This is a genomic window from Caenispirillum salinarum, from assembly GCF_044803115.1.
GTDB classification, from domain to species: Bacteria; Pseudomonadota; Alphaproteobacteria; order Rhodospirillales; family Rhodospirillaceae; genus Caenispirillum; species Caenispirillum salinarum_A.
This window is the reverse complement of the sequence record NZ_CP085224.1, coordinates 3,452,318-3,465,467: the sequence shown is the minus strand read 5'-3', so window position 1 is coordinate 3,465,467 and position 13,150 is coordinate 3,452,318. Positions and strand designations below refer to the sequence as shown.

15 protein-coding genes are annotated in these 13,150 nt (G+C 65.4%); 10 read left to right on the top strand and 5 right to left on the bottom strand.

Going from position 1 to position 13,150, the window contains the following annotated elements:
* The first annotated feature begins 4 nt into the window (after positions 1–4).
* The 7 genes from LG334_RS15915 (at position 5) to LG334_RS15885 (ending at position 7,005) form a co-directional block, all read left to right on the top strand.
* Positions 5–2,671: an arsenate reductase (azurin) large subunit gene (locus LG334_RS15915; RefSeq protein ID WP_404379543.1), complete on the top strand. Its 2,667-nt coding sequence runs from the start codon at positions 5–7 to the stop codon at positions 2,669–2,671.
* Between the two features lie 128 nt (positions 2,672–2,799).
* Positions 2,800–3,801, top strand: coding sequence for a GTP 3',8-cyclase MoaA (gene moaA, locus LG334_RS15910; protein WP_404379541.1), 1,002 nt, complete (start codon positions 2,800–2,802; stop codon positions 3,799–3,801).
* A 40-nt stretch (positions 3,802–3,841) separates the two neighbouring features.
* The gene (locus LG334_RS15905) at positions 3,842–4,255 is read left to right on the top strand and encodes a c-type cytochrome (RefSeq protein WP_404379539.1); all 414 of its coding nucleotides are present in this window, start codon (positions 3,842–3,844) and stop codon (positions 4,253–4,255) included.
* Between the two features lie 40 nt (positions 4,256–4,295).
* Positions 4,296–5,021: a Crp/Fnr family transcriptional regulator gene (locus tag LG334_RS15900; protein ID WP_404379537.1), complete on the top strand. Its 726-nt coding sequence runs from the start codon at positions 4,296–4,298 to the stop codon at positions 5,019–5,021.
* Positions 5,022–5,078: 57 nt separating this feature from the next.
* Entirely contained in the window at positions 5,079–6,323 is a 1,245-nt protein-coding gene (gene glp / locus LG334_RS15895; RefSeq protein ID WP_404379536.1) for a gephyrin-like molybdotransferase Glp, read from the top strand.
* 72 nt (positions 6,324–6,395) lie between these two features.
* The gene (locus tag LG334_RS15890; protein ID WP_404379534.1) at positions 6,396–6,614 is read left to right on the top strand and encodes a twin-arginine translocase TatA/TatE family subunit; all 219 of its coding nucleotides are present in this window, start codon (positions 6,396–6,398) and stop codon (positions 6,612–6,614) included.
* A 67-nt stretch (positions 6,615–6,681) separates the two neighbouring features.
* A complete protein-coding gene (locus LG334_RS15885; protein WP_404379532.1) occupies positions 6,682–7,005 on the top strand; it encodes a carboxymuconolactone decarboxylase family protein in 324 nt (107 codons plus the stop codon).
* 30 nt (positions 7,006–7,035) lie between these two features.
* On the opposite strand, the gene LG334_RS15880 is transcribed toward LG334_RS15885, so the two are convergent.
* Positions 7,036–7,563 carry a hypothetical protein gene (locus tag LG334_RS15880; protein ID WP_404379531.1) on the bottom strand — a complete coding sequence of 176 codons (528 nt, stop codon included), beginning with the start codon at positions 7,561–7,563 and terminating at the stop codon, positions 7,036–7,038.
* A 170-nt stretch (positions 7,564–7,733) separates the two neighbouring features.
* Here LG334_RS15880 and LG334_RS15875 point away from each other — a divergent pair, with 170 nt between their 5' ends.
* Positions 7,734–8,105, top strand: a complete 372-nt coding sequence (locus tag LG334_RS15875; protein ID WP_404379530.1) for a plastocyanin/azurin family copper-binding protein — start codon at positions 7,734–7,736, stop codon at positions 8,103–8,105.
* 149 nt (positions 8,106–8,254) lie between these two features.
* Here the strand turns inward: LG334_RS15875 and LG334_RS15870 are convergent, their stop codons facing one another.
* A complete protein-coding gene (locus LG334_RS15870) occupies positions 8,255–8,458 on the bottom strand; it encodes a GDCCVxC domain-containing (seleno)protein (RefSeq protein ID WP_404379529.1) in 204 nt (67 codons plus the stop codon).
* 232 nt (positions 8,459–8,690) lie between these two features.
* On the opposite strand from LG334_RS15870, the gene LG334_RS15865 reads away from it, so the two are divergent.
* Both LG334_RS15865 and LG334_RS15860 read left to right on the top strand, forming a co-directional pair.
* The gene (locus LG334_RS15865; RefSeq protein ID WP_404379527.1) at positions 8,691–8,921 is read left to right on the top strand and encodes a trehalase-like domain-containing protein; all 231 of its coding nucleotides are present in this window, start codon (positions 8,691–8,693) and stop codon (positions 8,919–8,921) included.
* Positions 8,922–8,962: 41 nt separating this feature from the next.
* Positions 8,963–10,146 (top strand): IS3 family transposase gene (locus LG334_RS15860; RefSeq protein ID WP_404379525.1). Its coding sequence is split into 2 segments (ribosomal slippage): positions 8,963–9,239 and positions 9,239–10,146, totalling 1,185 coding nucleotides; the frame shifts between segments, so codons are not numbered across the junction.
* Positions 10,147–10,388: 242 nt separating this feature from the next.
* Here the strand turns inward: LG334_RS15860 and cas6e are convergent.
* The 3 genes from cas6e to LG334_RS15845 are packed head-to-tail and all read right to left on the bottom strand — an operon-like array spanning position 10,389 to position 13,142.
* Positions 10,389–11,099: a type I-E CRISPR-associated protein Cas6/Cse3/CasE gene (cas6e, locus tag LG334_RS15855; protein WP_404379523.1), complete on the bottom strand. Its 711-nt coding sequence runs from the start codon at positions 11,097–11,099 to the stop codon at positions 10,389–10,391.
* Positions 11,090–11,896: a type I-E CRISPR-associated protein Cas5/CasD gene (gene cas5e, locus LG334_RS15850; RefSeq protein WP_404379521.1), complete on the bottom strand. Its 807-nt coding sequence runs from the start codon at positions 11,894–11,896 to the stop codon at positions 11,090–11,092. The genes cas6e and cas5e overlap by 10 nt, the downstream gene beginning before the upstream one ends.
* A 10-nt stretch (positions 11,897–11,906) precedes the next feature.
* Positions 11,907–13,142 carry a type I-E CRISPR-associated protein Cas7/Cse4/CasC gene (locus tag LG334_RS15845; protein WP_404379519.1) on the bottom strand — a complete coding sequence of 412 codons (1,236 nt, stop codon included), beginning with the start codon at positions 13,140–13,142 and terminating at the stop codon, positions 11,907–11,909.
* Between the last annotated feature and the right edge of the window lie 8 nt (positions 13,143–13,150).

Genomic DNA, 13,150 nt, shown 5'->3' with positions numbered 1-13,150 from the left:
GACAATGGCACGTTCCTTCGACAAATTGAGCGGCGACCAGGTGCCGCTGCCGCCCGTCAACGCGGATGTCCTGACGACCGCGTGCTCCTACTGCACGGTGGCCTGTGGCTACAAGATCTATCGCTGGCCGATCGGCCGGCAGGGTGGTCCGGCGGCCGACGAGAACGCCCTGAAGCAGGAGTTCCCGAACGGCGGCGCGATGATGCCCTGGGTCAGCCCCAGCCAGCACAACATCTGCATCCACAAGGGTGAGCCACACCACGTGGTGGTCGTGCCCGACCACGAGACAACGGTCGTCAACCCGATGGGCAACCACTCCATCCGAGGCGGCACGCTGGCGCAGAAAGTCTACAACCCCGACATGCCGACGCGGGACCGGCTGCAATACCCGATGATCCGCATCGCAGGTGTTCTTCAGCCGGTGTCTTGGGACCTGGCGACCGACGTCATGGCGGCCGTCTCCAAGCACGTCCTCGATAAGCATGGCGTTCATGCCTGGGGCATGAAGACCTACAGCTACGAGTACTTCGAGAACACCTACGCCATCAGCAAGCTCGTCAACACATCCGTCGGCACGCCGGTCTACGCGCCTCACGACAAGCCGCAGAACGCCGAGGACGCCGCCGGCCTGGACGATGCCGGCATCAACTCCTTCGCCGCCAGCTACGACGACTGGGCCGAATGCGAGGTTGCCTTCATATCGGGCTGCGACCCGTATGAGACCAAGACCGTCCTCTTTACCGAATGGATGATGCGCGGCGACAAGAAGATGATCTTCGTCACGCCGCACAAGACCATGGGCGTCGCCTATGCCGAACAGAACGGCGGGCTGTGGCTGCCCATCATCCCCGGCACGGACACCGTCCTGCACCTGGCCCTGGCGCGGATCATCGTCGAAAATGGTTGGCAGGACCAGGAGTTTATCGACACCTGGGTCGCCAAGAAGTGGGATCTGGAGTCCGGCTATGGTCGCGGGACCCGCAACACCCGGTGGCAGTGGCGGACGACCTGGGGCGCCTTCCAGAGCGACTGGGAGGACTACCAGAAGTTCATCATGGCCGAGGAAGCCGGGGAACTTGAAAACGCCGCGCGCATCACCGGCATAGACGCGGACCTGATCGTCAAGGCGGCCGAGATGATCGCCAAGCCGAACGCCGACGGCAGCCGGCCGAAAACTTCCTTCATGCTGGAGAAGGGCAACTACTGGTCCAACAACTACATGAACACCGCGTCGCTCGGCTCCCTCGGCCTGATCTGCGGTGCCGGCAACCGGCCCGGCCAGGTTATCAGCCGTGGCGGCGGCCACCAGCGCGGTGGCATGGGTGCCGGTGACGGTCGCGGCTGGCTGAGCCCGGAGAAATACCCTGGGCGCCGCAAGAAGGCACTGAACGTCGACCGTTGGGTGATGGACGGCAACGTCCGCTTCATGTGGACCATCGGCTTGACGTGGTTCGCAGGTATGCTCGCGAGCCAGGAACTGGCGATGCGGGTCGAGGAACTGACGCGCGGGAATCCCAACCAGCCGCGTCACGTCGACCGGCAGCACCTGATCGACACGCTCATCGCCCGCGTGGAGTCCGGCGGCATGGTGCTTGTCGACTCCGACATCTATCCCGTCGAGCCGCTCAACACGCAGTTCGCCGACATTGTCTTGCCGGCCGCCGGCTGGGGCGAAGCGGACTTCGCGCGCTGCAACTCCGAGCGTCGCCTGCGCCTTTATTCGGCCTTCAATGATCCGCCGGGCCAGGCGAAGCCGGACTGGTATGCGATCGCCATGTTCGCCCGCAAGATGGGCTTCGAGGGCTACGACTGGCAGGACTCCAACGACGTCTTCGAGGAGGCGAGCCGCTTCAGCCGCACCGGCGTTCTGTCCTACCACCCGCTCGTCGTCGAGGCGAAGAAGCAGGGCCGCAAGGGACACGACCTTCTGCGCGATTATGGGACCGACGGCATCCAGACGCCGATCCGCGTGAAGGACGGGCAATTGGTGGGCACCAAGCGGCTGCATGACGCGACCGCCGACTGGGGCGAGACGGAAGGAGTCACGGTCGACCAGAAGTGGCTCTACGCCTTTGGGACGCACTCGGGCAAGGCGCTGCTGCTGAAGACCAAGTGGAACTTCGAGGGCTGGATCGACTACTACGAGGCTGTCAAACCTCGCGCCGAGAAGGGCGAGTTGTGGGTGACCAACGGCCGCGTCAACGAGACATGGCAGTCGGGCTTCGACGACTTGCGCAAGCCTTACCTCGCCAAGCGGTGGCCGTACCCGATGATGGTTCTGCACCCGAAGGACGCAGCGCCGCGCGGGATCGAGTCCGGCGACCTGGTGGAGGTGCGCAACGACACCGTCTACGTCCAGACCGGCGAGCCCATCGGCGTGCTTGAGAAGGATCTGACCTTCACCAAGCTCATGGAGAACGGCCACATCCGCGTCACCGAAGGCCAGTTCACGGCCGTCGCCATCGTCTCCGACGAGATGCGGCAGGGCGTGGTGATGGCAAACTTCAACTTCCCTGGCGCGCCGGCGAATGCCGTGGTTCACGCGGTCCCGGACCCGGTCAGCGGCAACTACCGCTACAAGTTGGGCCGGGGTGTCCTGACCAAGGTCGGCGAGAGCGCTTACAAGCACGCCTTCAATGGCATGTCGCTCAAGCCTCGCCACATAATCTGATGATGGTCGGCCACGGTCTTCATCAGCAGGAATGACGCGTCCTCCCCCGCGTCGTCCCAGAGCCGCCGGGCGCGTTCCCGCCCCCTCCTGACGCCCGGCGGCTCTTCTTTTTTTCGACGGTGACAACCATGCTGATCGACAGCTTCGGCAGGCGGATCCGGTATTTGCGGATTTCGGTGACAGACCGCTGCGACCTGCGGTGCTCGTACTGCATGTCGGAGCGTCAGCAGTTCCGTCCCCGGGCCGATCTGCTGACCGCAGCCGAGATCTGTCGCTTGATCGACGTGGCGGCGGACCTGGGGTTTGACACCATCCGCATCACGGGCGGGGAGCCGCTCGTGCGCAAGGACTTCCCGGTCATCGCCGAGCACATCGGGCACAGGATCGCCGCCGGAGCGACGATTTCGCGCTTTCTGATCACCACCAACGCCACCCGCCTCTCGCGATATGCCGCGTTCCTGCACGACTGCGGCGTCCGGCGGGTCAACATCTCCCTGGATACGCTCGATCCCGACCGCTACGGCCGGATCACCCGGCGCGGCACCCTTCAGGCCGCCCTGGACGGCATCGCCGCGGCGCGGGAGGCGGGGCTGGAGGTCCGACTGAACTGCGTGGTCCACCGGGCGTACAACGCCGACCCCGACAGCCTCGACCGTTTGGTCCGTTTCGCCGGGGACAGCGGCTGCGACATCGCCTTCATCGAGTTGATGCCGATCGGCCCGGCGGCCCTTGCCTTTGGCGACGCCTTCTGCCCGGTGGCGGAGGTCAGGGCGTCGCTGGCGCAACGCTGGACGCTGGTGCCGGACAGGTTTCGCACCAACGGCCCGGCGACCTACGACCACTGCGGCGAGACGGGCCAGCGCATCGGGTTCATCGCCGCCAATAGCTGCGGCTTCTGTTCCGCGTGCAGCCGTGTCCGGTTGACGGCGGACGGTCGACTGTTTCCCTGCGTCGGAGACGAGGGAGCGGTCGACGTCTCGCACCTGCTTCGCGGTGGTGCCGGCGACGCCGAGATCGCGGCTGCCATCGTCGATGCCGTCAACAGGAAGCCGCTTCACAACACCTTCAACGACAGCGCCTTCACCAGTTCCGGGCGCGCCGCCCGGGGCATGTTCGTCACCGGCGGCTGATGCCGTCGTTCCCTTGTGTGAGAGAAAGGAAACCAACAGCATGCCGAAACTGTCGACATACGCCATCACCTGCGCGCTCGCAGTCGCAGCGTCTTCGACGGCCCAGGCTCAGGAGGGTGATGCCGCCAGAGGGGAGGTGGTGGCAAAGCGATGCATCGCCTGCCACACCTTCGACGAGGGCGGCGCCAACAAGGTCGGGCCCAACCTCTTCGGCGTGATGAGCCGGGGCATCGCCGGCCTTGAAGGTTTCAAGTATTCCGATGCCCTGGTGGCGGCAGCCGAGGCGCAGGGGCAGTGGACCGAGGCCCAGTTGATGGACTACCTCGCCGACCCCACCGGATGGACGCGTGCCACGATCGATGACGCCAAGGCACGGAGCAAGATGACGTTCAAGCTCGCCGACGAGCAGCAGCGCCGCGACGTGATCGCCTACATGACCTCGCTCGACAACTGATCGGGCACCAAGACTGACGCGACGGAGTCGGGAGACCATCATGAACGCCATTTCATCGGTTGTCCGTTCGACGACGGTCCCCGGAACGACAACCGGCTGCGGCTCCTGTTCGTCGGTCGGACATTGCCTGGCCGAGCATACCTGCGGCAGCGTCACCCGGGTGAGGCCGGGTGACGTCCTCTTCCGGGCCGACGAGCGCGCATCGGGCGTGTGGCAGATACTGGAAGGCTCCATCGCCCTCAGCCGCCTGACCCTTGAAGGCCACGAGGCGGTGGTCCGTCTTCCCCGGCGGGACACCGTGATCGGGCACCGGTCCTATCTCAGCGGCACGCCCCACAGCACCACGGCGAAGGCGTTGACGCCGGCGCGGGTGAAGTTCATGCCGGCGTGGGTGATCGATACGGCACGGGCCGCGCCGGCACGGTCGAGAGCCTCTTTCGACGCGGCGGTCGCGGCTGCCTATGCTGAACAGCAGGAGCGCATGACCGAAATTCTGGTGCGGCCGGCCCGGGTCCGCTTCCTTCACTTCTGTGCGTGGCTCGCGGAAAGCACGGGCATCTCCACCACGTCGGCCTACACGGTCACAGTCCCGATGACGTTTGGCGATCTCGCCGCTCTCCTTGGGATCGCGCCGGAGAGTTTCTCCCGCATGATCGGCCGCATGAAGCGCGACGGCGTCTTGCGCGCCAGCCGTCGGTCCATGTCCTTCACTGCCGAATGGCGAAGCTATCTCGACGCCATCGATCTGCGCTCGGGACGACGGTAAAGCGCCGCGGACTGGGTTGGGCCGTCATCGCCATCGGGTTCAAACAAGGAGACAATCATGAAGGATTGTTGCGGCGGCGGAGAGAGCCTTCTCCGTCTGGATGAGGCGCTCGCCCTTGCGGCGCGCCTTGTGACGCCGGTTGCGGACACTGTAGTGCTCCCGCTCCAACAGTGCTACGGGCGGGTTCTGGCCGAAGACATCCAGGCCAGGTTTGAGGTTCCGGCATGCAACAATTCAGCGATGGACGGGTATGCGATCCGCGCAGAGGATTGCCGTGACGGCGGTAAGGTGCGGGTGGTGGGGCAGTCGCTCGCGGGGCATCCATATGCTGGTGTTCTTCAGGCCGGGCAGGCGATTCACATCACGACGGGGGCGCCCGTTCCGGCCGGAGCGGACACGGTCGTCATGGTCGAGGACAGTATCGAGAAGGACGGCTGGGTTCGGTTCACCGCTCAGCCCGACCGGGGGCAGCACATCCGGCTCAGGGGAGGCGATGTTCGACCGGGTCAGCCCCTGCTGGCGGCGGGTCGCCGTCTGCGGCCGCAGGATGTGGCCCTTGCGGCGTCCCAGGGGCTGGCGAGCCTGTCCGTGCTTCGGCGGGTTCGCGTCGGTGTGTTCTCCTCGGGGGATGAGGTCGCGGAACCGGGTACGGTGCTTCCCGACGCGGGGCTTTACGACACCAACCGCTTTGCGCTGATCGGCCTCCTCAGGGCGATGGACGCCGAGGTGTCCGACCTCGGCATTCTTCCCGACGAACCTTGGACGCTGCGTGATGCCATTTCCTCGGCGGCCGCGGATCATGACGTGCTGGTGACGAGCGGTGGTGTGTCGGTCGGAACGGCCGATTACGTCAAGGACGTGATCCAGGAATGCGGCACGCTTGATTTCTGGCGGCTCGCGATCAAACCAGGGAAGCCGGTGGCGTTCGGCTCGATCGGGCACTGCCTGGTTTTCGGCCTGCCCGGTAATCCGGTCTCGGCAATCGTGACGTTCCTGGTTTTCGCCAAGCCTCTTCTCTACCGGCTGCAAGGGCTATCCGATGTGGAGGCGCGCGACACCACCGCCCAGGCGGCCGTGCTGGAGACGCCCGTGCACACCCGTCGCGGCCGACGGGAGTTCTTGCGTGCAAACCTGAGAGCCAGGTCCGACGGCAGGCGAACGGCGGTGCCGTGCCCTGCGCAAGGGTCGAACCTTCTTGCGGGCCTGGCTTCCGCGGATTGTCTCGTGGACGTGGGGGAGGATGAGGACGATCTGCCCGCCGGGACGACCGTCCGGATCATACCGCTGTCCCCCGCAGGATGACGCGGTTGGCACCCGCTTCGCTGTTCGAAAATGTTGCGCGGCCCCGAGCTGCGCCTCAGGAGTAAAGATGTCATGGGAACGTTCAGCATTTGGCATTGGGTCATTGTCCTTCTCGTCGTCCTCGTCCTGTTTGGGGCGGGGAAGATTCCGCGCCTCATGGGCGACGTGGCGAAGGGCGTGAACGCGTTCAAGAAGGGACTTAGGGAGGACGATGCGACCGTGGATACCCTGTCCTCTGGTGAGTCGCCGACGGAGGGCGTATCGGTTGGAACGGTCCGGCCGGAGCGGTAGGCTCTTTGCGGGCGGCCCGCGCGTTACCGCGCCACAACACAGCCCTGTCTCATAGTGGAGAAGCGCCATGAACGACAAACTTCCCGCCGCGGCCGGCGACCTTGCGCAGAAGCATCCGGACGTCTGGAAAGCCTATTCCGCTTTGGGCGAGGCATGCGCCAAGGCCGGTCCGCTCGACGACAATGAACGCAGGCTGGTGAAGCTGGCGCTCGCCATCGGAGCCGCGTCGGAAGGCGGTGTCCACTCGCACTGCCGCCGCGCTCTCGCCGAGGGCATTTCTCCGGAAGCCATCCAGCAGGTCGCCATCCTCGCGATCGGCACGCTTGGCTTCCCGCAGGCGGTTGCCGCGCTGACGTGGATCGACGACATCGTGTCGGGCAGGGAAGGATAAGGCTAGGGTCGAAAAGCGTGCTCCGTTCCGTCAACGGAGCACGCGCCGTAACAGGCGGAATGCGGTGCCGGTCACGGTTGCGAACACAAGATGATGACCGAAGTCGATCATAAGCGATCGTCCGGTCCACTGGCGCAGGGGCGGCGCGTTTCCGGTGCTTCTAAGCAGCAGGACGCCAGCGCTCCAGGTTAGGCCGGTGAACAGCAAGGTCTGCCAGGGCTCCGCGGGGCGGCCGCCTCCAGCATTTTCCATGAGGGCCCTGCCGCCGCCCCAAGCCGTGCCGTAGGCCCAGTGGGCCTGTCGGGCGAGGCGGGCTTCCTGCCGATCCGTCCGCGTCTCGATACCGATGAGACGGCACAGAGCCTCCGCCGGAGAGACCGACGACGGGCGGCCAGTCACCCGCATCTCTGCGTGCTGTCCGGCGGTCATCGCGGCCGTTCCGATGGCACCGGCGGCCAAGCCGCACAACAGGTTCAGGGCCACCGCATCGGGGTGCACATTGTCCGTCCGGTTGTCGGAGTCATCACCGTGCTCTTGAAGACGCTCATCGTCTCGCATTCCTTATCACTCCCTCTACGCCGTGCTTACTCGGTCTGGAACGCCATCCGCGTGGCCGAAGTTGACACGCCTTGGTGCGTGGTTTCGAGGCGGGTGGTGTCGCAAGTTTCCAGAACGAGGCCGTACGCCCCGCCGTTGATCGGCCAGGACAGCAAAGGAGGATGAGAGCCATGGATCGAGGGAAAATCGCTGTGCTGGCGTTCGCGACCGCCTTCACCGCCGCCGTGCCGGCCGTCGCAGCCGAAACGGTGGTCGAGATGACGAACCGCCTGAACTATACGCCGGAGACGGTCGCGGTCTCCGCAGGCGATACCGTTCGCTGGAACAACACGTCCGATCTGGTGCACACGGTGACAGCCGATCCCGCCAAGGCCAGTGATCCGGCGCATGTCCGGCTGCCGGACGGCGCGGAGCCTTTTGATTCCGGCTCCGTCCAAGCTGGCGGCAGCTATAGCCACACCTTCACCGTACCGGGCGAGTACACGTACTTCTGTATTCCACACGAGGCCGCCGGCATGATCGGCAGCATCGTCGTGGAGTAGAGTGTTCCTGCCCCCATATCACAGCCCCTATTATAGGGTCGGAGGGTTTCGCGCTCGATGCTTGCTGCACGAGCCTTGGTGGAGGCCCTAATTTTTGGCTCTCCTTCTGCGTCCTGCGCATGATTTATTCGTTCGTTCCGGATCGGTCATCAGCAGGAACGCTCCTGCTGGATCGGCGGACACGGCAGACTGCCGTATGAACAGAAAACGCAACAGTCTCCCGGCTTCGGACGCAGCAGCAGACTGCATCCCTTGCACTCATAGAAAAATTGGCACGCGTCCGTCGGCATCTCCTCAACCTTGCGGTGGCCGCACTGGGGGCAGGTGACTTCTGACTTCAACATAGGCTCCATGACTGCCCTCTCAGATATCGAAATCTACATCTCCATTAACGCGCAGCGGGGGCGCTTTCTCGGCCTCACCAGCGCCAGCTCGATCACAAGTCTGTTACGGCTGCCGGATGCTCGAACGATGTGACACGTGGTGCCGTTTCCACGCCATTGGGTATCTCGGCGGACCTGCTGCACGCGGATAGTTCGGCAAACGCTCAAGCAGCGCGCGGCTGACGGTCCGAAAGGAGGCGGCTTGAAGGACGAGAATGCTGGGGAAAAGGCGGGCCCAAAGCCGCTGAGCGATACTTTCCCGCCCATCGGCGACTACGGGATCATCGGAAACGGCCGCACCGCCGCGTTGATCTCGCGCAGCGGAGACGTGGACTGGCTCTGCCTGCCTCATTTTTCCGGTACGGGAGTCTTCGCCGCCCTTTTGGATCGACGGTTCGGTGAGGTGGCCCCAAGAATCTGGACAGGTCGGTAAGCTCTGGGTTTTGCTCCTGGGGCGAGACAGGAGAAGACCGCATGAGCAAGAATCGTCGCAACCACAGCGCCTCCTTCAAGGCGAAGGTGGCGATGGAGGCGCTGTCCGGCGAGAAGACGGTGGCCGAGCTGAGCGCGAAGTACGACGTCCACCCGACGATGATCAACGCCTGGAAACGTACGCTGCGGGACCAAGCGGCCACGGCATTCGAGAAGGGCCCATCGAAGGCCGACAAGGACAAGGAGGCGCTGGTCGATGAGCTGTACAAGCAGATCGGCCAGTTGAAGGTCGAAAATGATTTTTTGGCCGTCAGGCTCAAGCGCTGAAGCGGGTGGAGCGCCGAGCCATGATCGACATTTCCCACCCCACGCTGAGCCTTACACGGCAATGCCGCCTGGTCGGCATCAGCCGGTCGTCGCTGTACTACCGTCCGGTGAACGACGACACGCCGAAGAACACCGAGGACCGGATGCTGATGGCGGCCATCGACCGCCACTTCCTGGATATGCCCTACTTGGGCAGCCGTCGCATGGCCGCCCTCCTGCGCCGCGAGGGCTGGTCCGTCGGCCGCAAACGGGTGCGACGCCTGATGCGGCTGATGGGCGTTCAAGCCGTCTATCGCCGGCCGCGGACCACGGTGCCGCACCCCGAGCACCGGGTCTATCCCTACCTGCTGCGCACGCTGGTCATCGACCGGCCGAACCAGGTGTGGGCTGCCGACATCACATACATTCCGATGCGTCGCGGCTTCCTGTACCTGGTCGCCATCATGGACTGGCACAGCCGCAAGGTGCTGTCGTGGCGGTTGTCCAACACCATGGACGCCGATTTCTGCGTCGCGGCGCTGGAACAGGCCCTGGAAACCTACGGCCCGCCCGAGATATTCAATAGCGACCAGGGCAGCCAGTTCACCAGCCTCGCCTTCACTGGGACGCTGAAGGCGGCGGGCGTGCGCATCAGCATGGACGGCAAGGGCCGCTGCATGGACAACATCTTCATTGAGCGCCTGTGGCGCAGCCTGAAGTACGAGGAGGTCTACCTGAAGGCCTACACCACTGGCAGCGAGGCCAAGGCCGGCATCGGCGCCTGGGTGCAAACCTACAACGAGCGGCGCCCGCACCAGGCCCTGGCCTATGCCACCCCCGATGAGGTTTACTGGCGAGGCCTGCCGGGCTCCGGGCTACGCTCCCGCTCCGCCCTCCGCCCGGCAGGCCTCGCCGCCTGACCGCGACTACCCACCAACCAAGCCCCAGGAGCAGAGCTTACAGAGCGCGCTGATCTGCCCGAACAACCGGGACCACTTCAGCTCGACACCCTGAGCCGCCGGCGGGCCGGGCGGCCATCGCGAAACGCCTTGATCGGCGAGGCCGTCGAACTGCTGCTTGAGCGCGAGGGGATGCTGTAGGGAGCGTGCCGTGGCCCCAGGTTGGCCCCGCCGTGGCCCCAAGGCGGGGCCAACTCGCCCCTTCAATCCGACAGTTTTTCGGTTACCCCCCGCCCCCCCGGCGCGATCTGCATCATTCCGAACCCGAAGGCGCGCTGGCGGCCGAGGCCGTTGCCCAGCATCGCCTCGAACGCCGGAACGTCCGTCACCGTCAGTGAGCCTGAGAATTTCAGGGAGCCGACGGTCACGTGGCGGCGGCCCTTGTTGGGAAAACGGTGGCGCTCGTAGGCCAGGACCGTCGTGTCGTCTTCAAGGTTGAAGCCGTGCTTGGTGCCCTGCGCCTCCAGCCATTCCCGGCCGACCGGATCGGCGAGATCGTCGGGCGTCAGGTGTGCGCGGCGGTGTTCCGGCAGGTTTCGCCACTCCGCCATCACCACGTCCAACGGCTTGCCGCGCCGATCGCCGGAGGCGGCCTTCACGGAGCGAACGGCCACGGCGTCCAGCGAGAAGCGGAGGCGTTGACCCTCCGCGAGGCGGGGCCGGAAGGGGATGGTCTCGATATGCCAGCAGCCAAGGCCGTCGACCGGCTCCCGGCGGGAGCGGACGAGCGCCTGGAACGGGCGCCGGCCGGTGACCTCGAACAGGAAGTCGCGGGTTGCCGACGGATCTTCCGCGAACAGCGTCCAGATCATCTTGTGCGCGAAGCTCGGGTCTTCGGCCTTCATCCGGGCGCCGATCAGCGACAGGAACGCCCTCGGATCGGGGGGCGAGAGGGTGACGCGGCTCAGGAACATGCGGCCTCCCGCGGGACGGAGAGGTGCACCTCGCGGCGGACCTGGAACCGCCGCTCCACGCGTCCGTCAGCCAGGACCACGGGATGGGGAAGGTCGCGGCGCTCCAGCCAACGGTCGACGATGCCGATGTCTTCCAGGCCGGGGAAATCGTGGTCGGCGCAGACGCGCAGCGTCTCCGGCTCTCCGCCGTCTGACCTGCCCAGCCATGCGGCCAGGTCGGGGCGTCGCCGGTCTACGGTGCCGTAGGCGCCCAGGGCCGCAACGGGTCCGGGTGCCTCCACCACCTCGGGGTCGGGCGGAAGGCCCAGCGGAAACGCCTTCCGGCCGGCGTACAGGGAGTACACCGGCGCGCGCAGGGCCGACGCCATGGCGTCCTCGGAAATCGGAGCCTCCGGACGGCAGCGAACGCAGGCGGTCCACAGGCCCTCCGACAGGTATTCCCGGCGGGACAGCATGGCCCCGCCGCCGTGCGTGCCGGCCAGTTCCCCGCGCAACTCATCAAACCGCGTCCAGCGGTCCCGACCGGACGGCGGCGCGCCCTTGCGGACGGTGTGATAGTCGGCGGCCGGTTGAGGCCGTGCCGCCACGTCCACCCGAACGGCCACGTAAAGACTCTCCGCCAGAAGCCCCAGCCGGTCCCTCGGCCAGCCCAGGGCGGCACCCAAAAGCCCGGTCAGGGCGGACTTGGTGGGCACGGTTTCCGTCGCCTTGTGGGCAGCGTTGCCCGACGAGGGCGACGGGCTGCCCCAGGCGCCGAGCGGGGCGAAGATGGTGAAGACGAGGTGCGCGGCCATCATGGGCTCCCGATCACGCGGCGGCGGCCGGCACCGCCTCTTCCACGAAGCGGTGGAGGGCGTCCACGTCCCACACTTCCGGCGCTTCCGGCGCGTTGGCCCTGCGCAGTGAGGGTGCCGCCGCGTAGACGATGTAATCGGTGCCCAGGCCGTAGGACTCCCGCACCACCTCGTAGAACGACCGCAGCTTTTCGGCGCTGGCGGCAAGAATGTCCTGGTCTTCCGACGGCTGTACGGGCTTGAGGAAGGCGAGGGCGCCATTGAAGCTGGGCGCGGTGCCACGCCCACACAACACGTAGGAGGCCAGGACGTCCGACCCGTGGCTGTTGCGCTTGCCGGTCGGCTGAGCGGCACACAGACCGTCCACGAAGGCGCGCGCCGCCTTCCGCGCCCGGTCGGCATCGCCGTTCAGGCTGTCGGTCAGGTGCTTCAGGTCGAGCACCGCGTGCTGGTAATAGACCCCGGCGCCGAAGAAGGCGTAGGAGGTGATGGCCGCGCCTGTCTCACCCTTCTCGCTCAGTTCTTCGGCGGCCGAAAAATAGTCGCCTTCGACGCTGAAACGGTGGGTCGTGATGGCATGACTAACCGAACAGGCAGCCTCAACGTTAAAGCGGGGCTGAGTGGCGACCATTCGTCCAAAAAGCGCAGTATCAACCTCCGTCTCTCCGTCGATAAGCAGAAGACCCCGGCAGATCTCCTCGCATAGAGGCTTTGCCTTTTCGACGGCTTCCTTGCCGGGAGCCGCGCATTCGGAAGCTATTCGCTCCACAAAATGATGAAGAGCTGCAAACTCCTTAGTGCTAACAACAAGGGCTTGCTCTGTCCAGAGTTCCCGCTGCAGAACATGCTCCCGTGCCGAATCGGTGTCAAAGGCATGGGTCTCACGAATTTCGGAGAGCTTCTTCTCGGTAATGCTTTGGATAAGAGTGCGAGCGGACTTTTCGTTCGGAACTTCCTTTTTGCCGCCGATGGCGTAGTTCACGGCCTGAGCAGCCATGACACGCACCATCTCATTGAGCACGCCTTTTTCTTTCAGTGCTTTGTATGCCGTGACGCCAGCTTTGCGGGTGCGCGTGTGTCGCTGCAAATCTTGAAAATGAGGCGACAAGCGGATGGCGCGCTTCTTGGCCTGGCTGGAGATGCGGCCGCGCTGGACGCCGCCGAACATGGCTGTCTTCGGGCGGCCGTCCTCGTCGCGGTTGACGTTGTGGGGCGGGAAGACGGTCAGCACGTGAAAATCCAGCTTCATGGCGGCGA